The 23,561-nt window shown below is 39.2% G+C and carries 24 protein-coding genes and 1 pseudogene; 7 read left to right on the top strand and 18 right to left on the bottom strand.

Features of this window, described 5'->3' with window-relative positions; genetic code table 11:
• Positions 1 to 19: 19 nt before the first annotated feature.
• From ABLB96_RS04320 to coaE, 3 genes are read left to right on the top strand one after another with little or no spacing between them, the layout of a single operon-like run.
• A complete protein-coding gene (locus ABLB96_RS04320) occupies positions 20 to 1,246 on the top strand; it encodes a type II secretion system F family protein (RefSeq protein WP_348896283.1) in 1,227 nt (408 codons plus the stop codon).
• Complete coding sequence (locus ABLB96_RS04315) at positions 1,246 to 2,106, top strand: A24 family peptidase (RefSeq protein WP_348896285.1); 861 nt, start codon at positions 1,246 to 1,248, stop codon at positions 2,104 to 2,106. Before ABLB96_RS04320 ends, ABLB96_RS04315 begins: the two co-directional genes overlap by 1 nt.
• A gap of 1 nt (position 2,107) precedes the next feature.
• Positions 2,108 to 2,704: a dephospho-CoA kinase gene (coaE, locus tag ABLB96_RS04310; RefSeq protein WP_348896286.1), complete on the top strand. Its 597-nt coding sequence runs from the start codon at positions 2,108 to 2,110 to the stop codon at positions 2,702 to 2,704.
• Here the strand turns inward: coaE and ABLB96_RS04305 are convergent.
• From ABLB96_RS04305 to ABLB96_RS04290, 4 genes are all read right to left on the bottom strand, one after another.
• On the bottom strand, positions 2,701 to 3,615 hold the full coding sequence (locus ABLB96_RS04305; RefSeq protein WP_348896287.1) for a DMT family transporter: 915 nt from the start codon (positions 3,613 to 3,615) through the stop codon (positions 2,701 to 2,703). The genes coaE and ABLB96_RS04305 overlap by 4 nt on opposite strands.
• Positions 3,616 to 3,650: 35 nt before the next feature.
• Complete coding sequence (gene rlmB, locus ABLB96_RS04300; protein WP_348896288.1) at positions 3,651 to 4,400, bottom strand: 23S rRNA (guanosine(2251)-2'-O)-methyltransferase RlmB; 750 nt, start codon at positions 4,398 to 4,400, stop codon at positions 3,651 to 3,653.
• A gap of 102 nt (positions 4,401 to 4,502) precedes the next feature.
• Complete coding sequence (locus ABLB96_RS04295) at positions 4,503 to 4,829, bottom strand: pyrimidine/purine nucleoside phosphorylase (protein WP_348896289.1); 327 nt, start codon at positions 4,827 to 4,829, stop codon at positions 4,503 to 4,505.
• Between the two features lie 76 nt (positions 4,830 to 4,905).
• Positions 4,906 to 6,216, bottom strand: coding sequence for a tetratricopeptide repeat protein (locus tag ABLB96_RS04290; RefSeq protein ID WP_348896290.1), 1,311 nt, complete (start codon positions 6,214 to 6,216; stop codon positions 4,906 to 4,908).
• Positions 6,217 to 6,330: 114 nt separating this feature from the next.
• Here ABLB96_RS04290 and recN point away from each other — a divergent pair, with 114 nt between their 5' ends.
• The 3 genes from recN (at position 6,331) to ruvX (ending at position 9,118) form a co-directional block, all read left to right on the top strand.
• Positions 6,331 to 7,998 carry a DNA repair protein RecN gene (gene recN, locus ABLB96_RS04285; protein ID WP_348896291.1) on the top strand — a complete coding sequence of 556 codons (1,668 nt, stop codon included), beginning with the start codon at positions 6,331 to 6,333 and terminating at the stop codon, positions 7,996 to 7,998.
• A gap of 125 nt (positions 7,999 to 8,123) precedes the next feature.
• A complete protein-coding gene (locus ABLB96_RS04280; RefSeq protein WP_348896292.1) occupies positions 8,124 to 8,678 on the top strand; it encodes a YqgE/AlgH family protein in 555 nt (184 codons plus the stop codon).
• A complete protein-coding gene (ruvX, locus tag ABLB96_RS04275; protein ID WP_348896293.1) occupies positions 8,678 to 9,118 on the top strand; it encodes a Holliday junction resolvase RuvX in 441 nt (146 codons plus the stop codon). Before ABLB96_RS04280 ends, ruvX begins: the two co-directional genes overlap by 1 nt.
• A 55-nt stretch (positions 9,119 to 9,173) precedes the next feature.
• On the opposite strand, the gene ABLB96_RS04270 is transcribed toward ruvX, so the two are convergent.
• Genes ABLB96_RS04270 through ABLB96_RS04260 form a run of 3 tightly spaced genes read right to left on the bottom strand, consistent with a single transcriptional unit; the run spans position 9,174 to position 12,513 of the window.
• Positions 9,174 to 10,175, bottom strand: coding sequence for an HlyD family secretion protein (locus tag ABLB96_RS04270; RefSeq protein ID WP_348896294.1), 1,002 nt, complete (start codon positions 10,173 to 10,175; stop codon positions 9,174 to 9,176).
• Positions 10,176 to 10,214: 39 nt separating this feature from the next.
• The gene (locus tag ABLB96_RS04265) at positions 10,215 to 10,421 is read right to left on the bottom strand and encodes a DUF1656 domain-containing protein (protein ID WP_348896295.1); all 207 of its coding nucleotides are present in this window, start codon (positions 10,419 to 10,421) and stop codon (positions 10,215 to 10,217) included.
• Entirely contained in the window at positions 10,414 to 12,513 is a 2,100-nt protein-coding gene (locus ABLB96_RS04260; protein WP_348896296.1) for an FUSC family protein, read from the bottom strand. Before ABLB96_RS04260 ends, ABLB96_RS04265 begins: the two co-directional genes overlap by 8 nt.
• Before the next feature lie 493 nt (positions 12,514 to 13,006).
• Here ABLB96_RS04260 and ABLB96_RS04255 point away from each other — a divergent pair, with 493 nt between their 5' ends.
• Complete coding sequence (locus ABLB96_RS04255) at positions 13,007 to 13,780, top strand: IclR family transcriptional regulator C-terminal domain-containing protein (RefSeq protein WP_348896297.1); 774 nt, start codon at positions 13,007 to 13,009, stop codon at positions 13,778 to 13,780.
• Between the two features lie 190 nt (positions 13,781 to 13,970).
• Here ABLB96_RS04255 and ABLB96_RS04250 read toward each other — a convergent pair whose 3' ends face one another.
• The 11 genes and pseudogenes from ABLB96_RS04250 to ABLB96_RS04200 all read right to left on the bottom strand — a co-directional run bounded on the left by ABLB96_RS04250 (position 13,971) and on the right by ABLB96_RS04200 (position 23,029).
• Positions 13,971 to 14,582, bottom strand: coding sequence for an alpha-ketoglutarate-dependent dioxygenase AlkB (locus tag ABLB96_RS04250; RefSeq protein ID WP_348896298.1), 612 nt, complete (start codon positions 14,580 to 14,582; stop codon positions 13,971 to 13,973).
• Entirely contained in the window at positions 14,579 to 15,433 is an 855-nt protein-coding gene (locus ABLB96_RS04245; protein ID WP_348896299.1) for a methylated-DNA--[protein]-cysteine S-methyltransferase, read from the bottom strand. Before ABLB96_RS04245 ends, ABLB96_RS04250 begins: the two co-directional genes overlap by 4 nt.
• Positions 15,434 to 15,556: 123 nt before the next feature.
• A complete protein-coding gene (pgsA, locus tag ABLB96_RS04240; RefSeq protein ID WP_309454670.1) occupies positions 15,557 to 16,144 on the bottom strand; it encodes a CDP-diacylglycerol--glycerol-3-phosphate 3-phosphatidyltransferase in 588 nt (195 codons plus the stop codon).
• 118 nt (positions 16,145 to 16,262) lie between these two features.
• The gene (locus tag ABLB96_RS04235; protein ID WP_348896300.1) at positions 16,263 to 17,057 is read right to left on the bottom strand and encodes a thioesterase family protein; all 795 of its coding nucleotides are present in this window, start codon (positions 17,055 to 17,057) and stop codon (positions 16,263 to 16,265) included.
• A gap of 119 nt (positions 17,058 to 17,176) precedes the next feature.
• The gene (uvrC, locus tag ABLB96_RS04230; protein ID WP_348896309.1) at positions 17,177 to 18,976 is read right to left on the bottom strand and encodes an excinuclease ABC subunit UvrC; all 1,800 of its coding nucleotides are present in this window, start codon (positions 18,974 to 18,976) and stop codon (positions 17,177 to 17,179) included.
• 133 nt (positions 18,977 to 19,109) lie between these two features.
• Complete coding sequence (locus ABLB96_RS04225) at positions 19,110 to 19,646, bottom strand: CHAP domain-containing protein (protein ID WP_348896301.1); 537 nt, start codon at positions 19,644 to 19,646, stop codon at positions 19,110 to 19,112.
• Between the two features lie 287 nt (positions 19,647 to 19,933).
• Complete coding sequence (locus ABLB96_RS04220) at positions 19,934 to 20,977, bottom strand: DUF1311 domain-containing protein (protein ID WP_348896302.1); 1,044 nt, start codon at positions 20,975 to 20,977, stop codon at positions 19,934 to 19,936.
• Positions 20,974 to 21,077, bottom strand: a pseudogene (locus ABLB96_RS04215) (hypothetical protein). The gene ABLB96_RS04220 and the pseudogene ABLB96_RS04215 overlap by 4 nt, the downstream one beginning before the upstream one ends.
• Positions 21,078 to 21,376: 299 nt before the next feature.
• On the bottom strand, positions 21,377 to 21,835 hold the full coding sequence (locus ABLB96_RS04210; protein ID WP_348896303.1) for an NF045616 family extracytoplasmic (lipo)protein: 459 nt from the start codon (positions 21,833 to 21,835) through the stop codon (positions 21,377 to 21,379).
• Positions 21,836 to 21,837: 2 nt separating this feature from the next.
• Entirely contained in the window at positions 21,838 to 22,515 is a 678-nt protein-coding gene (locus ABLB96_RS04205; protein ID WP_348896304.1) for a zinc protease, read from the bottom strand.
• Positions 22,493 to 23,029, bottom strand: coding sequence for a PAAR domain-containing protein (locus tag ABLB96_RS04200; protein ID WP_348896305.1), 537 nt, complete (start codon positions 23,027 to 23,029; stop codon positions 22,493 to 22,495). Before ABLB96_RS04200 ends, ABLB96_RS04205 begins: the two co-directional genes overlap by 23 nt.
• Positions 23,030 to 23,561 lie beyond the last annotated feature (532 nt).

Raw genomic sequence — 23,561 nt, 5'->3', positions numbered from 1 at the left:
TTAAAATAAGGATAATCTAATGGCTGTCAAAAAGGCACAAATGATGCCGACTTTTGCTTATGAAGGGGTTGACCGTAAGGGCGTAAAAATTAAGGGAGAACTTCCGGCTAAAAATATGGCTTTAGCTAAAGTGACCTTACGCAAACAAGGTGTCACTGTTCGAACTATTCGTGAAAAGCGTAAAAATATTCTTGAAGGTTTGTTTAAGAAAAAAGTATCAACACTTGATATTACGATTTTTACTCGACAACTTGCGACCATGATGAAAGCGGGTGTACCCCTCGTACAAGGTTTTGAAATTGTTGCCGAAGGTTTGGAAAATCCAGCCATGCGTGAGGTGGTACTTGGCATTAAAGGTGAAGTCGAAGGTGGTAGTACTTTTGCCTCAGCTTTAAGAAAATATCATCAACATTTCGATAACCTATTTTGTTCACTTGTAGAATCTGGTGAACAATCAGGTGCACTTGAAACAATGCTGGACCGCGTTGCAATTTACAAAGAAAAAAGTGAATTGTTAAAACAGAAAATCAAGAAAGCCATGAAGTACCCTGCCACGGTTATTGTGGTAGCGATTGTGGTGACCATCATTTTGATGGTTAAAGTAGTTCCAGTATTCCAAGATCTCTTTTCATCTTTCGGCGCACAACTACCAGCCTTTACGCAAATGGTCGTAAATATGTCGAAGTGGATGCAAGAATATTGGTTCATTATGATTATTGTGATTGGTGCAATCATTGCTGCCTTTTTAGAAGCTAAAAAGCGCAGTAAAAAGTTTCGTGATGGTTTAGATAAACTCACGCTTAAATTACCTATTTTTGGGGACTTGGTTTATAAAGCAATTATTGCTCGTTATAGCCGTACACTTGCTACAACATTTGCAGCAGGTGTTCCACTCATTGATGCACTTGAGTCGACTGCTGGCGCAACCAACAATGTTATCTATGAGAAAGCCGTTATGAAAATTCGTGAAGATGTTGCAACAGGACAACAACTTCAGTTTGCCATGCGTATATCTAACCGTTTTCCATCTATGGCTATACAAATGGTTGCAATTGGTGAAGAATCTGGTGCTTTAGACAGCATGCTAGATAAAGTTGCCACCTATTATGAAAATGAAGTTGATAATGCCGTTGATGGTTTAACTGCAATGATGGAACCTTTAATCATGGCAATTTTAGGGGTGCTTGTAGGCGGTCTAGTGATTGCGATGTATCTTCCAATTTTCCAAATGGGCTCAGTTGTATAATGCAAGAAATTATTGCTTATTTTATTCAAAACTTAACTGCACTCTATATTGCAGTTGCACTTGTGAGCCTATGTATTGGTAGCTTCCTGAATGTGGTGATTTATCGCACGCCAAAAATGATGGAACAAGACTGGCAGCAAGAATGCCAAATGCTACTCAACCCTGAGCAGCCTGTTATTGACCATGCAAAGCTGACATTAAGTAAGCCTGCTTCATCATGTCCTGAGTGCCACCACCCCATTCGTTGGTATCAAAACATTCCTGTCATAAGCTGGCTAGTGTTAAGAGGAAAGTGCGGGCAATGTCAGCACCCGATTAGCATACGTTATCCAGCTGTTGAACTACTTACCATGCTATGTTCACTGGTAGTGGTCATGGTATTTGGCCCAACTATACAAATGCTTTGGGGACTCGTTCTTACCTGGGTACTAATTGCCCTTACCTTTATTGATTTCGATACGCAGTTATTACCCGATCGCTTTACCTTACCTTTGGCTGCACTCGGCTTAGGCATTAACACCTTTAATATTTACACCTCACCTAGCTCAGCGATTTGGGGATATTTAATTGGTTTTTTATGTCTTTGGATTGTGTATTACTTATTTAAAGTGATTACTGGCAAAGAAGGTATGGGCTACGGCGACTTTAAGTTACTTGCAGCTTTAGGGGCATGGATGGGGCCATTGATGCTACCGTTAATTGTGCTATTGTCATCTTTACTAGGTGCAATTATTGGCATCATTTTATTAAAGTTACGTAATGAAAATCAGCCTTTTGCTTTTGGACCATATATTGCGATTGCTGGTTGGGTTGCCTTTTTATGGGGTGACCAGATTATGAAAATTTATTTGGGAGGTTAAGATGGCGTTTATTTTGGGAATCACAGGTGGTATTGGCAGTGGAAAATCTGCTGCAACACAATGGTTTGAGTCCCAAGGAATCCAAGTCGTCGATGCCGATATTGTTGCTCGTGAAGTCGTTGAAAAAGGCCAACCCGCTCTTCAACAGATACAACAAACTTTTGGAGATTGGGTCCTTCAACCTGATGGATGTTTGGACCGTCGTGCCTTACGTGAATATATTTTCCAAAATCCGGAAGCAAGACAAACACTTGAAAAAATTACACATCCAGCCATTCGCCAATCTATTATTCAACAGCTACAAAATCCCAAAAGTCCCTACGTGATTTTAGTTTCACCATTACTTTTTGAAACCAACCAACATGAGTTGGTCAATCACACGCTACTGGTTGATGCGAGTGAACAAACTCAAATTCAACGTGCAAGTCAACGCGATGGGCAAAACCAAGAACAAATCCAGAAAATTATAGCGGCACAAATGCCACGTGATCGAAAACGTGAGCTTGCAAATGACATAGTGTTTAATGATGGTTTACTTGAGCATTTATATCAGCAGTTAGAACCTTTACATCAAAGCTATTTGAAACGTGCAAACTAATTTTGTTGCTTTTGCTGCTTAATCTTTTGTTCCAAACTGTCTTGTCTAAACCAGCGCCAGGGTTGTAAAGCACCCACTCCCATGCCAACCAAGCCCACCACAATTGATGGGCTTAATGACTCACCAAGTAAAGGCACCGCTAAAATAGCAGCAATAAAAGGTGCCAGAGTCACAATACTTCCGGTTTTAAAAGCCCCTAGTCTTTGAATAGCCGCAACATAGGTTAATGTCGCAATAATCACGACAAATACGCCATGAAAAATACCCTGTACAGCCAAATGTACAGGATCTACTTCTATGAAATGCTTAGGCAAAAATAAAACATAGATAGGCAAGTAAATGATTGCTGACCAAATTGCCACACTGGCCATAGAGTGCCAAGCAGACAATTTCCACTGTTTAAGTAATACAGTGAAGATGCCCCACCAAATCGCGCTAATAAAAAGCAGTAAGTCTCCAATTCCAAACGCAGAGGTACTTGTACGTAGCATCAAAGCGCTCATGAGTGCTAAAGCAGCGATCATGATGGCGAGACTAGCCCATGTGTGTTTATCAAACGGTTGTCTAAATAAAATATAAGCAGCTATCGCGGTACAGATGGGTATGCAGCCATTTAAAAATATTGCAGCATGTGCAGCTGGTGCATAAAGAAAAGCTGTGTAAACGGTCAGACAATAGATGACACCGCCAATGAGCGCTAAAATAACCGCATGCTTACTCCATAAAAAAGCGAGATCTTTTTTATAAATTAAGATAGGCATTAAAATGAGGAAAGCTATAGCAAAGCGCAGTGCGGCAATGTCCCAAGCACTGATGTGCCACTGTGCATTTAAACGGGCAAAAAGCGTAAACCCACCCCAAATGCACATGGTCACCAATACAAAAAAATAACCTTGCTTACGGGGAGACATATTAAGACTGCTTACATACTAGAAAGGCAGCTCAATTATACCTCAGAACGCTGACGGCAAGCTTCATAAAGTGCCATACCTGTTGCCACACTTACATTTAGACTCTGCAAGTTTCCAGACATCGGAATATAAACTTTATGGTCACACTGTGCCTGTGTAATTGGGCGCAAACCGGTATCTTCAGCTCCCATTACGATCACGACTGGGCCAGAGAAATCACATTTTTGAATTGGTAATGCGCTTTCATCAAGCATGGTGCCAATCACACGTGTATGAGTGGTTTCTTTCAGATGCGCTAATGTACGAGCTAAGTTTGTTACTTGAATGAACTTAACTTTCTCGGCGCCACCCGCTGCAACTTTACGCGCTGTAGGAGTTAAACTCGCTGAACGATCACGAGGCACAATCACTGCCTGAACACCCATTGCGGCCGCAGTACGAATACAAGCACCTAAGTTATGTGGGTCTGTCACCTGATCTAATGCAAGCAATAAAGCATCTGGAGTTTCAGCCAAGATTTGATCTAGATCTTTTTCATTTAAGGTCGGATGCGCACGTACTGCTGCGACCACACCTTGGTGGAATGGCAAACCAGCCAGTTTCTCAAGACTTTCACGACTTGCTTTTTGTACGCTGATTCCAAAAGGTTCTGCTAATTGTAAAATCTTTTGTAACCGTTGATCATCCCGCCCTTTCAATGTAAACAGGGTCAGCACACGCTCCGGCTCAAGTTCTAACAATGACTCCACTGAGTGAACGCCATAATAATATTCCGGTTTTGCCATGCATGACCTCTAACAACGTTTGAGCAAAAAAATAAAAATCCTGTAAAGCCAACTTCACAGGATTTCTTTGGGCATAGTGTACCCGATTTAAACAGTAATTTCTTAGCCTTCTAAGTGGCAAACATAATCGAGTACTTCATCAGTCTCGATTTTGAAAACGCTATTGCCCGGTACATAAAATGATTGACCAGCGCGGAACAACTCACTTTCATTGCTGTCCGCAATTGTAACGCGGCACTCACCTGAAATAATTTCCATACGCTCAGGAACATGTGTTTCAAATGTTAAAGGCTGCTCAGTCGGCAAAATAACACCTAGTGTTTTTTTTGTTCCATCTTCAAATTGCACGGTATGGCTGATACATGCTCCACCAAAATAAACATTTGATTTTTTGATGACCGTTACATGATCAAATTGGGTTGAACTCATGCACATTCTCCAGATAATGCCGCATTTATATAAATTATGATGAATGTAGTTTAATTGTGCCTAAATAACTAATCAATCAGTTTTCATACGGATAGACTTGTAATTTCCACTGCTGTAACTGAATTTTTTTAGCGAAAGCGTGGGGCAAATTTACTTCAATATTTCGACTCTTCGACACAATTGCATCATATTTGCAAACTTCATCGTGATTTTCATCGAGTAAAACCCAACAAACTTTCTTCGCCGTTGGGTGAGTCACTGGCATTGTAACCACGGGTGAGCCATGATCCATGCCAACATGAAAATTGTCTAGGTCATTTTGCATTGAAGCTGAATCATAAGCCGGAAAACCGACACTATTTTCATCAAACTGCTGGCTATCATGTACAAGCACACTTTGTTTTAACGTTGGCCAAATACAATAACGCAGGTAATGCTGATCTATAACTCGATTGTCCGGATATCGTTCAGTGGCAACATAATCTCTGATATGTGCTTCAATATTATGAAAAATACCTGAACAACCTCCCCACATACCTGCCAAAATAAGCTCAGTATGAGAGTAGCTATCTCGCATTAAATGAAACCATTGATCACTCTTAAGCCATGCCTCAACAGCAGCTTTTTCACGATAAGACACTATAGAGTCAGCATCACGTATCAAAAAGCGCTTCACTGTGGGATCATCCATGACTAAAAAGCGCCAGAATAGACCTGACAATTGTTTTTGTGAGTCACTGACGTGTACCACTTGAGCACCATTTGCTTGTAATCGCTGTTGCACAAGTTCAGGAACCGTATCATCTACATAGAACCGACATGTCCATTCTGGATATATTTCTTTTGCTAATTTGGTATTTAAAATTGATGTTTCACAGTAACGCGGGTTTGCCCCAAATAATGAAAAAGCAATAATATTTTCTTGTGGATTTGGACTAAACGGCGTGGGTGTATGGGCTGGGATTGATAAAGTAGGCTCATTCTTTGTGAGTTCTTTTTTGGTTGAAATGGCTAAACGCCCAAATTTGATTTTTTCTTCTTTTTTATTTAAATGATGGCAAACTTCTGTTAATCCATCATATAGATTTGTATGGACGTTAGTACCACTTGCATTGATCGCTTGTATATAATGTTGATAAGCATCGTCATAACGGCGTAAACGTAACTCGGTATAAGCTAAATCAGATAGTGCTCCGGGGTGCTGAGGAACCAAACTCACCGCTTTTTTTACATGTTGATAAGCTTTGAGATAATCACCCTGTGCAGCAGCTTGTTTAAATGCATTAAAATGCTGATTTAAAATTTTATTCATTTCAGCAGGATTGGTTTTTTTATGGCGGTTGATCATCCCTATTGGTGCTTTCGGTAAACTTAATGTTTTTTTCATTGTAAAGATCCGCAATCTTGCTGTTATATAATTTCAGTTAGAATAATAGATCACTTGTAGCAAATTCAAAACTTCTCTATCTTTAACCCATAATTTGGCGCGTTGGATGCGTTTATGCTCACACATTTAACTTTAATTAATTTTGCATTAGCCGATCATTTAGCCATTGATATAGAACAAGGATTTAATGTTCTAACAGGTGAAACAGGTGCAGGAAAATCATTATTACTGGATGCACTCTCTGCCTGTTTAGGAGAACGTACAGATACAAATTATGTCCGCTATGGTTCGGACAAAGCAGATGTGACTGCGGTTTTTACTTATCAGGATAATAGTCCTGAAGCACAATGGTTAAAAGAACACGAACTAGATGATGACTCAGGGGAAATTCATTTACGTCGTGTTATTTTTGCAACTGGCCGTAGTAAAGCATGGGTCAATGGTCGTCCGAGCAGCCTATCTGAGCTCAAAGAATTAGGCCGTTTATTGGTTCAGTTATATAGCCAGCATAGCCAGCAACAACTTCTTGAACCGCCTTATCCAAAGCATTGGTTAGACCGTTATAACAATTTTTATGTCGAAGCAAATGATGTCCGTGAAGCCTATAGCACATGGCAGCGTAATATTCGTCAGCATCAGGCCGCTCTTGATGCCCAAGCTACTCGTTTGCAACGTATCGCGACGTTAGAACTGCAAATCGAAGAGCTAGAAGAAGTCATTCAAACCGATTACAAAGAGATCGAGCAAGAATTCGATCGCCTTAGTCATCATGAACATATCATGCAAGACTGTAGCTATAGTTTGAATGCACTTGATGAAGCTGAACAGAACATTACCCAAGAAATGTCATCGATCATTCGTCGGCTAGAGTCTCATGCAGGACGTAGTGAACAGCTTTCGGAAATTTATAATTCACTATTGAATGCTCAAAGTGAAATTGATGATGCAACATCAAGTTTACGTCAATTTATTGACCGTCAGAGCTTCGACCCTGAACGCATGGAAGAACTGAACTCCAAACTTGAAGTTTTCCATCGTCTTGCCCGTAAATACCGGACTCAACCAGAGACCCTCAAACAAGAATATGAAACTTGGCAAAATGAGCTTGAGCAATTACATCAGCTTGAAGACCCAGAAACACTGGCGGAGCAAGTTGAAAAATCGCATGAGGAGTTTTTAGAAAAAGCTCAGCATTTAGACCATATTCGTCGTGAAGCTGCTGCCCCACTTGCCAAACAACTCACCGAACAGGTTAAACCTTTGGCACTACCTGAGGCACACTTTGAGTTTAAGTTTGAGCCATTGGAGCAACCAGGTGCAGAAGGCTTAAGCTTTATTCAACTTTTATTTACTGCCAATAAAGGTATTCCACCACAACCATTAGCACGCGTCGCTTCGGGTGGTGAACTTTCACGTATTGCACTCGTAATGCAAGTCATGAATGCTGAAAAAACTGAATCTGAAGTTTTAGTATTTGATGAAATTGATGTCGGGATTAGTGGCGGTACGGCTGAAGTCGTTGGACGGTTACTTGCCGACTTGGCCCAGCACGTACAACTTTTATGTATTACTCACCAAGCACAAGTCGCTGCACAATCTGACCAACATTTATTAGTTAAAAAGCAACAAACAGATCCGGCCAGCAGTACTATTGTTGAACTCGATGAAAATCAAATTATTTTTGAGTTAGCACGTATGTCAGGTGGTGTTGAAATTAATGAAACAACCTTGCAACACGCCAAACAATTACGCCAACTTAAATTTCAGGCTTCTTCAAATTAATAAAGAAAATAAGAGAAAAAGATTGGCGAAATCCGATTAACTCTTGTATGTTGATAAAAAGAACCTATATAGATAAAAGGGTCGTGAGACCCTATAGCGACATTTTTTGAGGGAGAACCGCTTAGGTGACCAAACAATATATGACTCACCGTTGTTTAATTGCCCCGCCAGAACTGGCAGATGAATTTTTTGCAAATACTGTAATTTATCTTGCCCGCCATGACGAAGAAGGTGCGCAAGGTATTATTATCAACCGCCCTGCTGGTATCCAAATTAAAGAACTCCTCAATGATTTAGACATTGAAGCAGATAATGTAAATCCTCATGAAGTTTTACAAGGCGGTCCTTTACGTCCTGAAGCCGGATTCGTTCTTCATACTGGGCAACCTACATGGCACTCTTCTATTGCGGTGGGTGAAAATGTATGTATTACCACCAGTAAAGATATTCTTGATGCAATTGCCCATAATGAAGGTGTTGGTCGCTACCAAATTGCGCTAGGTTATGCGAGTTGGGGGAAAAACCAGTTAGAAGACGAAATCGCTCGTGGTGACTGGCTTATTTGTGATGCAGATATGGATCTGATCTTTAACTTGCCTTATGACGACCGTTGGGATGCAGCTTATAAAAAAATTGGTGTAGATCGTACATGGCTGGCTTCTGAAATCGGACATGCTTGATGACTGCGACACAATCAAAATCAATTATGGCTTTTGACTTTGGCACTCAAAAAATGGGAATTGCTATAGGTCAGTCATCAATTGAAAGTGCAAATCCCCTACCGTTATTTGTGATGAAAGATGGGATTCCTAATTGGGATCAACTGTTAAAAATCGTGAAAGAATGGCAACCAGATATGTTTCTTGTTGGTCTTCCATTAAACATGGATGATAGCGAGTCGGAACTTTCTACACGTGCACGTAAATTTGCGCGACGTTTACGCCATCAAACCAATATTGAAACATGGATGGTAGATGAGCGTTTAACTACCCGTGAAGCTAGAGAAGAACTTGGTTTCTACCAAGAACAAGGCCGCGCTAAGAAATTATCAGCAGATAGTTTTGCAGCGGCTTTACTCATCCAGAGCTGGTATCGCAATCCCGTCGGCTTAACGCCATAAAATAAAAAAGCATGTTTTACACATGCTTTTTTATTGCGTTTAAAAACTAAAGATTTTATTTTTCAATAATATGTACTGTTGCGGTACGACCAGAGACAAATGCAAGCTGATTCTTTGGTGCTTCGTCTAATACAATTTTTACAGGTACGCGCTGCGCTAAACGAACCCAGCTAAAAGTCGGGTTTACGTTTGCAAGCAATTTAGAACTACTTGAACGCTCACGATCTTCAATACCTGATGCAATACCTTGAACATGACCTTTGATTTTCTGACTGTCACCCATTAATTGCACACTTGCTTCATCGCCAATATGAATGCGGTCTAATTTTGTTTCTTCAAAATATCCCACCACATAAAGTTGTTTACGATCTAACAATGCTGCAACGGCTTGACCAACTTGAACATAATTACCTGGACGTAAATCAAAGTTAGAAAGTGCTCCATCGGCTGGTGCCACAACAGCTGCACGGTGCATATTGAGTTCAGCTAAATGTAAATTACTTGTTGCGGCTTCAATCAGTGCTTGTTGCTGTTTAACCGTTGCTTGTGCCTGTTGAATCGCTGCTTGAAGCTGCTCATGCTCTGCATGTGATTGGTCACGAGTGGCAAAGACTTGATCTTGTTCTTGCTTAGAAATCGCACCATCCATTAAGTTTGAATAACGGCTTGCATTTTTTTCAGCGAGCTGGATATTCGTACTCGATTTAATCAAGTTTGCTTTTGCTTGAGCTAAACCAGCTTCTGCTTGAGCAAATGCGGCTTTCGCTTTTGCCAAATCAGACTTTGCTTGCTCTACATCTAAAGCTCGGCGAGAGACATCAATTTTAAAAAGTACCTGACCTTTTTTCACAGTCTGGTTATCTTGAACCAATACTTCTGTGACAAGACCCGCTACATCTGAAGATACTTGAATAACGTCACCACGAACTCGGCCATCGCGTGTCCACGGCGCTGCATTATAGTAATTCCACAAATGCACAATGGTATAAACAGCAACCATTAATGCGACAATCAAAATTACTGGACGGATGACTTTTTTCAAATCCACCTGATTCATTTCACTCACCTAACTCAATCTTTAATTTCGCAATCATCTCTACGCACCGATCCCAACAAAAATTTGATGTATTACCAAAAGCAATAAGAGGTAAAAACACAAATTAAAAATACTAGGTAATGCAATCCAGCCTTGTGCAATCAACTTGTTGGTCAACCGACTTAACCCTCGAAAACATATATATGCCAACAGGGCTTGGATGAGCAAAGAAGGCACATAAATCCCGTAAACATTAAACTCACCCATTTGCTGTGGCTCCTCTCAGGGCGCTGTTTTCATTCATTTGGTCTGATGACACATGACACATGCTATAAGCAATATTGTTCAGTGAAATGAGTAGTCTTTGTCTCATAGTCATATCTTCAACATTTGAAGCAAGCTGTTTTAATTCAAATAACGCTCGATAAATTCGCTCGACTAAAGCTGTCGTATCGCTTCCATCATTTTCTTTAGCTCTAAACAGTTCATCCAGATTTTGTTGCAAATCACCAATATGCTGAGTGAGCTCAGAGGTTTGAGGAAACTGACTTGCCAACTCTTGTAATCGGCTTAAATCAACAATACTACTCGACTCAATCAATGCTTGATGAATTGAGGTTTTAATCTCGTCAGACTGCACCATTTTGCTGTTTAGAATCCCAATCCGATCTAGCATACTGCGTAGATGAACTTTGAAATCAAGCCCATATGGCAGGTAGATCGCTTGTCGCATGGCACGATAATGCAACGCTAAAATACGGCTTGCACTTGTATCTGGAGACATGGCACGAACAACGTCAATGACAATCAAAGAGACTAAAACACCCAAAATCATGGCAAAAGAACCATCAAGATAAGACACTGCATCCATACTGTACGCATTATGCAAATTTAGTCCCATCATGGTGTTAATACCTAAAACCATACCTACTGGCATAAGCATCTGGTTGGCCATCATAGACACTGCGAACAAAAACATTGGTAACAACACCAGTCCAAGTTCCCAGAAAGTTGTGACATGCGGGAAAATACCAAACGCATAAACAAAGACTAAAACTGCTGAAGCAATACTGCCCCAGATAAAAATACGCAAAACGGGAACAGGGTTATCTAAGGCCGTTAAAATACAGGCAGTCACTGCACCCATTTGTGCCATCATAAATCCAGCTTTCCACCCTGAAACAATCCAGACCCCAGTCACAATAAAGGTAATCAGGACTGCACTAATACCACCTCGTATTGCTACGCCATGGTCACGGTGTAAACTCGGATATTTGGTGGTCATTGGGGTAATGTTGTCAGGAATTTCTTTATTACCTTGCTGAATTCGCTGCCACAAAACTTTAACCGCTAAAACATTGCTAATGAAATGACGTACATCCATTTTCATTGCGGCTACTAAAACTTGCTGATGCGTAGAAGCCGATTCCATCAAACTTGTAAAATCACTTTCAAACTCATCAGGTAACTGCAAAATATTTTCATCAACAATCAGATCTTTTTGTTCTAAAAATTGAACAACATGCGCTGAAAGTCGTTGCAGTTTTTCTGCATGAGTTTCGATAAACTGAAGTTCTTGAAGCTGCTTAATACGTTCAGATAAAGCGACTAAATTGGCCACCACCATTGAGATTTGATGCAGCATTTCCTGCAAGGGTTTGGTCATGCCATGCAGCTCACCCTTTTCATAACTCAAGTGGACTGCCAAAGCATGAATATCTGTGGTATCACGTGTAATAGCAGCCAAAAGCTGAGTATTGTTCTGCTGCAAATCTGTAGTTAATAAATTAGCAAACAGATTCTCTGTATCTTTGAGGGTTTTGATTACCCGTTGTTTAATCGCAGAACCAATATGCATTGGAAGAATAGTGGCAGAAACCACAGCACTTGAAATTACCCCAATCGAAATCTCTATGACTCGAGCTAAAGCAATATCAAAAATATTGTATTGATCAATATAAGTAATCGAGTTGAAGACAATCATGGCTGTCGAGTAACCCGCCAGCATAAAAGCATAACTACGAGGAGTCCGATCAAGTAAAGACACGTAAAGTGCAAAACCAACCCAGAGTGATAACACCACCGTAAATAACCAAGGTGTATTGATCAGATGAGGTGTTATGGTTAAGGCAACAATAGCTCCCCCTATTGTCCCTAACACACGATAGACACACTTAGAAGAAACCATGCCCGAATAAGGATTGGCAATAATCAGGACTGTACCGATCGACCACATCGGGTTAATCAGATCTAATTCAAATGAAACAAATAATGCCAACATACCGGCAATAAATGTCTTTATTGCAAAAATCAGATCAAGCTTACTCGGGCGAAACGCCAGTATTTGCTTTAATAACATGAACTCATCTCAAATACAGATTTGAACTGAGGAGCATGCTCATCAGTGCCCAATTGCCTTTTAAAAAGACAACACGACTTTGTCATTTGCTTTATGAACAAATGAAATATGAGAGCATCCTTCAATACAATGATTTTTCCACATCTCTGTATGATGTACCGAGATGATTTTAATTTGGGCGCTATTTAAACGACCAAACTCTGGAAAGAAGAGGTATCAAGAAATCAATCTGGAACCGACCAATTTCTCGATTAGATATTTTGTTTGGCAATTTTTTCAAAATAAAGCGATTTAGTCAACTAAAATATCTCTATTTGATAATTTGATATGTTTTTTGATTATCGTATATGATGTATAGATTAAGAGAAGTTTTCTCTTTGTCAGAGTAAAATACTCAAATCAGGCATTTATTTTAGAATTGAGACAAACCTTCTTTTTTTCTGTTATAAAAACTCAAAGATGATTCGCTGTTAAAGGATACGAACAAGACACTATGGCAATTTCAAGTTTTGGCAAAATTTTAACCGTACTGGACCTATTTTCAGTTTCACGTCCAGTGATTAATGTCGATATTATTTGCGAAGAACTTGGCTTGTCTAAACCGACTAGCTACCGTTATCTAAAAGAACTCGTATCAGCCGACCTATTAAAACGCATTAATGGTACTTCTGGCGATTATACCTTAGGCTCAAAAATTGCAGTTCTTGACTATATATCTAGAACAACGGACCCTCTAGTCCAAATCAGCACACCATTTATGCGCAATATTGTAGAGCGTACCGAACTTTGCTGTTTACTCACTTATTTAAATGATGATTATTGCATTGACATACATCATGAAATATTTAAAGACACCGAATTACTGTCATATGGCCGAGGCTGCCCACGACCTATTTATGTTGGTTCGTCTCCAAAAACGATGGTTTCGCATTTAAGCAAACAACGCATCCATGACTACTATCAACGTTTTCATCAGGAATTAAAACAATCTGGCTTTGCCGAAGATGAGCCAAGTTTCATTCAACGCATGCGTAAAATAAAGAAACAAGGCTTCTATTTCTCACAAGGTGAGATTGACCCAAGTGTTTCAGGCCTTGCTGTACCCGTTCGCTTTTCAAGTAAAGAAGTTCCTCTAGCCTTAACGCTAGTGGCATCAAAGAACAGATTTGATTTTCTCAATATTGAAAAACTCATCGAAATTCTGCAAGAAAATGCCACGCTCATTGAGCAGCGCTTTATGGAACTGTCAGAAAAGGGCGAGATATAAAACAAGATTTTTGATAATTTAAAGTTTTCTTACACTTTAAAGCATTGAATATATCTTAATATTCTCATATTATGATTTTAGCGCCTATTGGTGATTCTTTATCAGCAGCTCATCAATAGGAGGCTCTCCCTCAGAGGAATAAGCTCATGTTGCCATCATGGGCTTTTTTCTTGCCCGATTTTTATAAAATTTATGAAAACTTGAATTGACGGAAAGTTAGATTAATACGCGGTTGTAAAATCTTTGTTGAACGATTTAATCGATGTTGCCAATGTTGCTGAGTTTCACCGCGCATCACAATCAGCTGCCCCGGTTGTAACAGGAGTTCAACTTTCTCTTTCGTTTGAATATGTCTAAAAGAAAATTTTCGGGTAGCTCCGAAACTTAAAGAAGCAATGGTTGTGGTTTTTGCCAAAGATACATCCGAATCACTATGCCAAGCCATTCCTTGCGTCCCATCTTCATACAGATTTGCTAAACAGGAATTAAATTTTTCTGAAAGTATTTCTTCTACCTGTTGTTTTAGCTTGGCAAGCGCTCTATCCCATGGCAAAGAATCACGATATACACCAGAATATTTATAGCGATAATGTTCATCCCCATACCATGCGACTTTTCGTGGGGTAATAAAATGCTGACCGTATAGCTTCGCTTCATCATGCCGCCATGCCAGATGCTTATACAGATAGTGAAAATATTTTTCAGCGTCCTCAGCACTTAAAATGCAGCCATAATCTTGCACCTCGCCCTCATACGGCAACAGATTTGCACAAGGTTCCGGAGAAAATAAATCTAGTGTCATGCAATCTCACCTTGTTGCTTAGCCATCTCCCAAGCTAACAATGCCAGTTTACGCCCTTTTTGCCAATGGTATTCACCGACCATACCCGTTGCACGAATGACCCGATGACAGGGTATTAAATACGCGATTGGGTTTTGCCCAATTGCAGTAGCCACTGCTCTTACTGCTTTTGGCTTGCCAATCTGTTCGGCAATATCCTGATAGGTTCGTAACTGTCCTTCGGGAATCGTCAGCAACGCTTCCCATACTTGTAACTGAAATGGAGTCCCCGCAAGATTAAGTGGAAGCTTTTGTTGTAAGTGTTCCGAAAAATCTTGTTCAAACCACTCTGCAATTTGTTGATGCCAAATTGGTGAGTTATTTTTTAAATGGGCTTTTGGAAAGTGTTGTTTTACGATTTCTTCAATATTCTCACGATGATCGATAAAGCGAATAGAGCAAATTCCTTTGTCACTACTCACCACCAACAAGTCACCAAATGGGCTCGTTTCAACTGAGTAATTAAGAATAACGCCATCACCTTGCTGTTTATATTCACCTGGGGTCATACCTTCAAGTTGAATAAACAAATCGTGTAAACGACCTGTCCCTGACAGTCCAGTATTTAAGGCAGTGTCCAACAAACTATGTTGCTGCATCAAATAATATTTTGCCTGCTGCAAACTCATATATTGCACAAATTTTTTAGGGCTAACACCCACCCATTCTTGAAACTGCCGTTGAATATAACTCGGACTTAAATTCATATAGACAGCGACATCTTCCAGACTTGGCTGCTGGTCTAGATGTTCATATAAATATTCAATGATTGTGGCAATCACAGCAAATTGCCGAGAAGAAAGCATTTGCATCTGTCACCTCCTTAGTACTCAATCTTACTTTAAAGTAGCCAAGACATGATGACGACCCGATTCTTGCACTTTGCAATAAAAAAGCCTTTCATCGAGGAAAGGCTTTTATCAACATAATTAGATTTATGGCTGCTTTAGATATGGCCAAGCTGCTTTTAAATAAATAAACATTGACCACAAAGTAAGAATAACAGCGGTATATAACAAAGCATATGCCAGCATTTCTAAAGGTTGCCAATTTAATAGAAAAACACTAATCGCAATCATTTGAAATGCTGTTTTGTATTTACCTACAGTTGACACAGCCACATTGGTTCGTGCGCCGAGTTCTGCCATCCACTCACGTAAAGCAGAAACAGTAATTTCTCGAGAAATAATTACAATTGCTGCAAAAGCCATTGCAATGGTAGGTTTCCACTGCACTAATACAATAAGTGCGGCTGCCACCATAAGTTTATCTGCAACTGGGTCTAGGAAACGGCCAAATGCTGAAGTCTGATTTAAAGTTCGTGCTAAATAACCATCGAACCAATCGGTTATGGCTGCCAGCACAAAAATTGCAGTCAAGATAATATGACGAGTCATACTTCCTACATGCTCACCAATACCTATTGCAGGCGGCCAATATGCAATCACCAAAAATACAGGAATAAGCGCTATACGCGCCAAAGTTAGGATATTTGGGATATTCAGGATTCGCCCTGTGGTCATAAACACCGCCAATTTAGTCGTCACGCATCTTTTAACAGACAAAGACACATACTTCAATATTGTATCTATCTGTAACAGTCACTTTATACGAAATATGTACATCGAGGAAGTAGATTACTTAGGTAAATACGGTAACAGTTTGCCGCAAGATCGCAATTAAATGATCATTTTGATCCCAAAGATAGGCATATTCTGTTGAATAACCTTCACCAGCATACTCAGTGACAACTTTATATTTAAACCAATCACATAACTGGTGCTGAATTGGATGCACATAAGTAATATGCCACGTCAAAGAACTGGCAGGAGCTACCTGTTTAAACATCGGCAACACACCCGGCGGCCAAATATCCATAAGCACAACTAAATCAGGCACTGTCATTTGACGATTTTCATACTGCCGGGGTGAGAACCGTGACCAGCCCCCAAAGTCTGGTTGTTCACTTGCCGTCACCGGATAATTTCCCTCAGCCCAACAGACATCAAAATGCTGAAAGCATTCAGGCATATGTTTCGAAAAAGGTATCGTCTTTAAATTTTCGGGCTGTGCATAGAGTGGAACAACTGGCTCTTGTTTTACATCAATACTCGATGTACGAGACACCCCAAAACTTGCAACCAAAATGGTTTGGACTGCGCCATCTTGCCATAACCGAGCTTCAAGCGTAGTGACCGATTTCCCCTCTCTTAAAATCTCAATCGTCAATCGAGCAGCACCCTGCTGTACCGGCCCCACAAAAGTAACACTACAACTTAATAATCTCTTGTCTGGATCTTGAATATTTGAACATGCCTTTTGCATCAACAACCCGGCAACAAGCCCTCCAAACACTGTGCGTCCCTGTAACCATCCTTCGGGAATTTCAATTTCTTCGTGTTGTTTTACATCTTCAAATAGTTGTAGTAATGACATTCAATTCCCTAAATCATATACGTGACCAAGTGCCATCTTTCATCATTTTGGCTGTTATGTGAATGATCATTCAGCTATTAATTAACGAGCGCTTTTGTCAGTCACTTTTTGGACACCGTCTACTCATGTAGAATTTTATAAATCGTTCTTGCCATGACGTCACCTAGCCCCGGGACCACAGTCAATTCTTTTTCCGATGCTTTTAACACGCCTTGAATACCTCCAAAATGTGTCAATAAATCGCGGCGGCGTTTTGGCCCTAGACCCGGAATTGCCTCTAAAACTGAAGTGCTACGGCGTTTGTCACGCTTAGCACGATGTTTAGTGATCGCAAAACGGTGAGCTTCATCACGCACCTGCTGAATCAAATGTAGAGCCTTATTATCTTCAGGCAACTGGATTTTTGTGCCGTCTGTAAAATGAAGCGTTTCCAGCCCCGGTTTACGCCCTTCACCCTTTGAAACACCAATCATGAAAGCATCAAGACCAAGCTCTTGCATTACTTCCATTGCCATATGAAGTTGACCTTTACCACCGTCAATGAGCAGCAAATCAGGCAGCATAGCCTTTTTATAACGACGAGTTAAGGCCTGTCGCATGGCAGCGTAGTCATCACCAGCGGTAATATCCTGAATGGCAAACTGGCGGTAATCGCGTTTACGTGCGCCGCCTTGGTCAAATACCACACATGATGCGATTGGCGCTTCGCCCATGGTATGACTAATATCAAAACATTCGATACGATCGACTGGGCGTCCAACCACTTGCTCAAGCTGATGAAAACGTTCATTCAGTTCTAAATGGTTACTTAGCTGCCCCTTAATCGCATGCTGAACATTCATTTCAGCCAGCTCTAACCATTCAGCACGTGTTTCCCGTACACTGCTCTTAATCTGAACCTTTTTATCAAACTGTTGTGCTAACGCTTCTTCCAACTCTTTACGGTCAGGCAAAGCTGTATTTACAATCAGTTCGTTTGGTACTTCATCGGCAACCTGAAAGTAAAAGTTTGCCATAAAGTCACTTAGCATTTGACCCAAGTCATCACCCAACATATCGGGAAAATAACTTTTTCCGCCGAGCATGCGTCCATTACGCACATGCATAATCTGTACACATGTCACGCCAGCCTGATAGGCAATCGCCAGAATATCAGCCTCACCTTTCACTTTAAAAACAGCTTGTTGTGCTTGTACTTCACGAAGTAAAGATAATCTGTCTCTATAAAAAACTGCTTTTTCAAATTCAAGCTCTGCCGCTGCTTGCTCCATTTTTGCAATCAGCTCTTGATTCAGTTCTTTCGTGTCACCTTGTAAGAACCGAATACTGTTATTTACATCTTCTTTATAATCTTCAGGTGAGACCAAACCTACACACGGCGCAGAACAACGCTTGATTTGATATTGCAAACATGGACGTTTGCGCTGTGAGAAGTAACTATTTTCACACTGGCGCACATTAAAAAGTTTTTGTAAAACCAGTAAAGTATCTCGCGCACTATAAGCGCTTGGATAAGGCCCAAAGAATTTACCAATTTGATGTTTACCCTTTCCACGCCCACTGGCTATTCGTGGATAAGGTTTATCGGCCGACACAAAGATATAGACATACGACTTGTCGTCTCGCAACATAATGTTATAGGGCGGACGATGTTGTTTAATTAAGTTTTGTTCTAAAAGTAGCGCTTCCGTTTCTGAACGCGTGACGAGCGTTTCAATATCATAAATTCGCGCAACTAAAGCTTGAGTTTTAGGATGCTCAATCGTTTTAACAAAATAACTCGACACCCGATTTTTTAGGTTTTTCGCTTTGCCGACATACAACAATTCACCATCTTTCCCGAGCATTTTATAAACGCCTGGAAGCTGGGTCATATGGGCTAAAATTTTTTCAATATGAGGACGAGCGTTTTGATTCACTATTGGCATGCATGGCTTAATACTGAATACCTAATGTGATGTTTTCATCCTTACTTTTCAAGTGCTTTACTGTGCCTGAACCTAAATTTGAAAAGCGATAACAAAGTAGTCCGACAAAGTGTGTCGTACTACCTTAAGAATCGAGGCGATAGTAACTATACTTCACGTCTTTTTCTTTATACACGGCATAAGTTTTTTGACGGAAATCTGAGAACCAGCCATTTCCTGTATAACCAGCAATATGCCCGTAGGTGTGGCCACTGGTACGCTCAATAATGTAGATATCGCCTTCTTGAGGGCGACTAAACGCTGGTTTAATTTTCTTATAGCCATTCTTTTCCAGAGTATGCCCCCAGTCAGATGCGGCTACCGGATGTTTAGATACATCTGCGCCTGCGGCTTGTAAAGCGATACGAATATTTTTCGCGCATTTCTCTTTGCTATGTCTTGCTGACATACTTTCAAGTTTGCTTGAGAACTTATGTAAATCGATGTTTTGATCGTCCGATTTATGTCTTTTAGACGCTGATCGATGATGCTTTTTAGACTCCGAAGATGCTTTGCTTAACATTGTCTTCGTTTTTAGATCATCCTGAGAACTTTCACTTTCTTCTTTTCTCAATCTAATATGCTGAACATATGCATGAGCTGCGTGATGAGCATGAGCCATTGTAAAAACCTACTTGCGCTAACCAGTCTTCGAAAAAACTGAGCAATTGTAGAAGCAAAATTATATGTTGGCTTTTAATAGTTGTAACAAATTGCCAGCACTGTGAAGTGAGTCACAAAATGAATTTATCGTTTTTATTTGATAAAAAAACACCCTTTCGGGTGCTTTAATCTTTCTAGAAATATTGAGGCAAAGACCTCCTCTTATAAAATCAGAGTACTTAGCCGCAATAGGTCAATCACATTTATTTAAATACAATTGACCAGGCACTTATAAGCAGTTTTAGATTAATTTAAATTATTTAAATAAACTGTTCGCTCTATAGTTTTTTGAATAAAGCACTGTGTATATTGCATCTCTTGGTTTTGCTTACGCATGTCAGCAGTCCAGTAATCAGATTGTTTTTGGTAGGTTTCTAAATCTTTTTCAGGAATGTCATGAACACTTTTCTGTGCAAGCACCTTACACTCAACATCACGTTTCTCAAACCAGTCTGATTGATCCTGTTTAAATTGAGTTTTTTTCTCAGTACTCAATTTATCCCAAGTCTGATTTAAGCGTTCGACTTGCTTGGATTTTTCAGTATCCAACTCTTTTTTACGGACATCCATGGCTTTCTGTGCCAATTCAGTTTGTGCAGCAAGGTTTTCTGCAGATTGCTTATCATCTTCTACACGACTTTTTTCATAACGCTGATTTTCTTCCACATAAGCCGCGTATTGCACAGCTTTAGTTGCAACAAAGACCACACCATCTATGACAGTATTTTGACTAGGTAAGTCGAACACCAAACCCTCTTTATCTGTTTTTGTAATGTTATAAAAAAACTCTCCTTTCAATTGGTCATTTTCAAGGGTCAAAGGTGATTCATTATCTGAAAAATAGTCATTGAGTGTATATACCTCATCACTATCATGCTGTTGTGCTTCAAGATATGCTTTTTCTGCGCGCTGTTGTAAACCTTTCGGCAATGAAACGACCAATTGGCTTTGACAACTTAACTGTGTATTTTTTTGGCTTTCATCTTCTAATGGTAAAGTGCGAATATTTTTAATTTCAAACTTTAAACCTTGATTAATTTTATTAAGTATATCCGCATCAACCTGATATTGACTTTGTCTTAAACTACGCTCGATTTGCTTCAAATATTCTTTTTTCAAAGAGGTTTGAATCTGATTTAAATTGTCAGGGTGCGTACAGCTCCAATCTGAAATTGCCTCAACTTTGTCTGTTTTTGATTTTGGCTCTGGCTTAGATTTACCACACCCAGTTAATATTACTGCTGCACTGAATGTAGCTATTACTAAAGCTTGTTTCATCACCGTATTCATTTATATTCCACACAAATTTTAAATTTATTAAGTACAAGAAAGGTATATATTTACCAACCCCATTATCATCCCAATAATTAATATAAAATTCACCTAAAATTTTAAATAAATACGTCCCACAACAGCAGTCATCGTTTTAAAAGTATAAAAAATATCTTATAGCGTTAAGGGCTCACCTTTCCATGTCTTAATTATAATATCTACCACCATTTCGCTGAAAAACACAACATTTGCCTGCATATGGTGCGACATATTCATGAAATGGCATGTTTCTATAATATTAGTGGCTATATAAAAATAATAAATAGTGCTCTCTACTATTTCATATTTTACGTCTTGCCACTGATGTAGCTGTACCAAACACACCATTTTAAAAGATTTTATTAATCAATAATTTGATCACTTATGAAAGTAATTTTTTAAATTATCCCAAAAACTAGATTTTCGATCTACACACTGTGCTGCTCTAAAATCTTGTATCACAATCTTTTTAGATATGCGTGTAATACAAAAATTCCTATTGTAAGCTGTTTTTACTCCTCCCAACGTTACACTGTAAGGAGTATTCTCCTTTAAAGATTTAAAGCCATTAAAGTTCTTTTCATTAAGAACAACACAATTGTTTTTTGTTGGATAACTCTTGTCAAAAGAACTGTCATAACTCCAATAATCTTTACTATTTCTAGATAAATTTAATAAAACAATACTAAATATACCCTTTTGCTCCATATCATTAATATAAAAGCATGGCGTTTCATTTTTTATTTCTATATTTACTTCACCACCTCTATATGGATTTGAGTTTGCAAAGATAGAAAATGGCATCATTAAGAAGATTAATAATATATATTTATTCATCATCAATACCTTTTGGGCTCATGATTGTAATAGAGACTTCCATAGTTCTGTGATAGCAATTTTTTATCAGATGGATTAACCAGAAACTCATTCAAAACATCTTTTAAAGCAGTTTTTTGCATAACATTTTTATTGTGTAAGACTGGGTAATTATGTCCTTGAATAGATAAATAATAAGCATCAAAGTAGTGACTAATAATCTCAGCTTGTTGTTCAAAATTAAACTGATTAAATTTTTTACCTTGATCATCGTTAGCTAGATCATAATCATAAGCTTTAGCATCACTGTAACCACCTCTCACACCTATTTCGAGTCCTCGAAGTGCTGTATTTAATCCTAATTGATACTGCCACACATGGGCCATTTCATGAATGAACCATATTTTATTCGTGGCTTTTCGATCCTGCGAGAAATCTTTAACATTATCATAATCTTCATTTGGTAAATGAATACTACCAAATGGGGTCATAGCATTCTTACTCATAGTTGGAATTGAAAATAAACCTCCACGAATAATTTCAACTTTAGTGTAGTCTATTGCTTCTTTAAACATCGTCTTAGCAAGAGTAATTTCTCCGCTTGTCAATTTTCTACGTGTATTTACAGTTACAGTAGTTGGATTTTTTTCAATAAAATCCTTACTCTGTAATTTAGCTCTAAGGCTTACAACAGTGTTCATGACTTTTATCCTCTACAACAATTTTTAATTCGATTTCTTCATTTTCAGTGCCAGATATAAACTGGGTGTATCCTTGTTCATCAGTAACCCCTTTTGAAAACAATTCACCATTTTTATGAATTTCATAATTAACATGAGCTAATGGCTCAGATGTTGTTTCATCAATAATCAAAAATTTTTGTCCAAATTCTTTTATATGACTAGGTTGAAAATTCTTAGTAGGTATAGCGTTAGAGGTCGAACCACCCCCATTATCTTGAACCACTAAACTTTGCTTTGGTAAAAGCTTACAGCCGCAAGACAAACTATCTCCAGCACGCGCAGCCAGTTTGCCCAAAATATTCATGTGAGGGTCGCCAGATACGATCGTAGCCGTAACTTTATGAGTTGGACATGTCGCCTTATCACCGACACAAGAAATTGCAATACCTTCTATAAGGAACATGCTGTTCCCTGAAATTACTTGCCCTCCACCAGTAGTCGGGCAGCCTATCGTTATATAGGGAGTTGCCATTTTAAGCCTGTTATTATCATGAAGTGGCGGGATCATAACAAAGAGAAATATATCTAATCAATTTTATTATATGTAATATTTTAGATTAATTAGAATTTTTAAACATTATAAATATTTCATAAAGAATATTTAAAATAAAAAAATTTAATAAAAAATAAACCACATTTATTTTAAACAAAAACCCTTTTTAATAATTGACGCTTTTCATTTTAACTATTATTATCTCCTTGCTGGCCTACATTGCCAGACGGTTTTAGCAGACCGTAACTCGTAGCGGATTATAGTTCTACTATAAGTCGTTAGACCCTTGCGTCCCCTTTTCTTTGCGGTAGGACGGGAGGGGGACGCCTCGCGCGTGCTGGTTTCTACGAGTCCAGTCTGCTAACCCCCTTTCGTTCTACCACCCTAATCAATTGACGGTGATTTGGTGGTAGGACTCCATTTTTAAGGAGTTGGCCATGCCATTATTCAAACTCATTTTCTCTCTCATTTAATTATTTTATTTATTTAAAATTTGGTTTTACGCCTTATT

The sequence above is a fragment of the Acinetobacter sp. XH1741 genome (assembly GCF_041021895.1).
GTDB lineage: Bacteria > Pseudomonadota > Gammaproteobacteria > Pseudomonadales > Moraxellaceae > Acinetobacter.
The sequence above is the reverse complement of the archived record's forward strand: the minus strand, read 5'-3'. Positions and strand labels throughout refer to the sequence as shown.

Bases quoted from the DNA above. Each gene is read 5' to 3' on its own strand.
- ABLB96_RS04320 (WP_348896283.1), top strand. From the start codon at position 20: ATGGCTGTCAAAAAGGCACAAATGATGCCGACTTTTGCTTATGAAGGG.
- ABLB96_RS04315 (WP_348896285.1), top strand. From the start codon at position 1,246: ATGCAAGAAATTATTGCTTATTTTATTCAAAACTTAACTGCACTCTAT.
- coaE (WP_348896286.1), top strand. From the start codon at position 2,108: ATGGCGTTTATTTTGGGAATCACAGGTGGTATTGGCAGTGGAAAATCT.
- ABLB96_RS04305 (WP_348896287.1), bottom strand. From the start codon at position 3,615: ATGTCTCCCCGTAAGCAAGGTTATTTTTTTGTATTGGTGACCATGTGC.
- rlmB (WP_348896288.1), bottom strand. From the start codon at position 4,400: ATGGCAAAACCGGAATATTATTATGGCGTTCACTCAGTGGAGTCATTG.
- ABLB96_RS04295 (WP_348896289.1), bottom strand. From the start codon at position 4,829: ATGAGTTCAACCCAATTTGATCATGTAACGGTCATCAAAAAATCAAAT.
- ABLB96_RS04290 (WP_348896290.1), bottom strand. From the start codon at position 6,216: ATGAAAAAAACATTAAGTTTACCGAAAGCACCAATAGGGATGATCAAC.
- recN (WP_348896291.1), top strand. From the start codon at position 6,331: ATGCTCACACATTTAACTTTAATTAATTTTGCATTAGCCGATCATTTA.
- ruvX (WP_348896293.1), top strand. From the start codon at position 8,678: ATGACTGCGACACAATCAAAATCAATTATGGCTTTTGACTTTGGCACT.
- ABLB96_RS04270 (WP_348896294.1), bottom strand. From the start codon at position 10,175: ATGAATCAGGTGGATTTGAAAAAAGTCATCCGTCCAGTAATTTTGATT.
- ABLB96_RS04265 (WP_348896295.1), bottom strand. From the start codon at position 10,421: ATGGGTGAGTTTAATGTTTACGGGATTTATGTGCCTTCTTTGCTCATC.
- ABLB96_RS04260 (WP_348896296.1), bottom strand. From the start codon at position 12,513: ATGTTATTAAAGCAAATACTGGCGTTTCGCCCGAGTAAGCTTGATCTG.
- ABLB96_RS04255 (WP_348896297.1), top strand. From the start codon at position 13,007: ATGGCAATTTCAAGTTTTGGCAAAATTTTAACCGTACTGGACCTATTT.
- ABLB96_RS04250 (WP_348896298.1), bottom strand. From the start codon at position 14,582: ATGACACTAGATTTATTTTCTCCGGAACCTTGTGCAAATCTGTTGCCG.
- ABLB96_RS04245 (WP_348896299.1), bottom strand. From the start codon at position 15,433: ATGCAAATGCTTTCTTCTCGGCAATTTGCTGTGATTGCCACAATCATT.
- pgsA (WP_309454670.1), bottom strand. From the start codon at position 16,144: ATGACCACAGGGCGAATCCTGAATATCCCAAATATCCTAACTTTGGCG.
- ABLB96_RS04235 (WP_348896300.1), bottom strand. From the start codon at position 17,057: ATGTCATTACTACAACTATTTGAAGATGTAAAACAACACGAAGAAATT.
- ABLB96_RS04225 (WP_348896301.1), bottom strand. From the start codon at position 19,646: ATGGCTCATGCTCATCACGCAGCTCATGCATATGTTCAGCATATTAGA.
- ABLB96_RS04220 (WP_348896302.1), bottom strand. From the start codon at position 20,977: ATGAATACGGTGATGAAACAAGCTTTAGTAATAGCTACATTCAGTGCA.
- ABLB96_RS04210 (WP_348896303.1), bottom strand. From the start codon at position 21,835: ATGAATAAATATATATTATTAATCTTCTTAATGATGCCATTTTCTATC.
- ABLB96_RS04205 (WP_348896304.1), bottom strand. From the start codon at position 22,515: ATGAACACTGTTGTAAGCCTTAGAGCTAAATTACAGAGTAAGGATTTT.
- ABLB96_RS04200 (WP_348896305.1), bottom strand. From the start codon at position 23,029: ATGGCAACTCCCTATATAACGATAGGCTGCCCGACTACTGGTGGAGGG.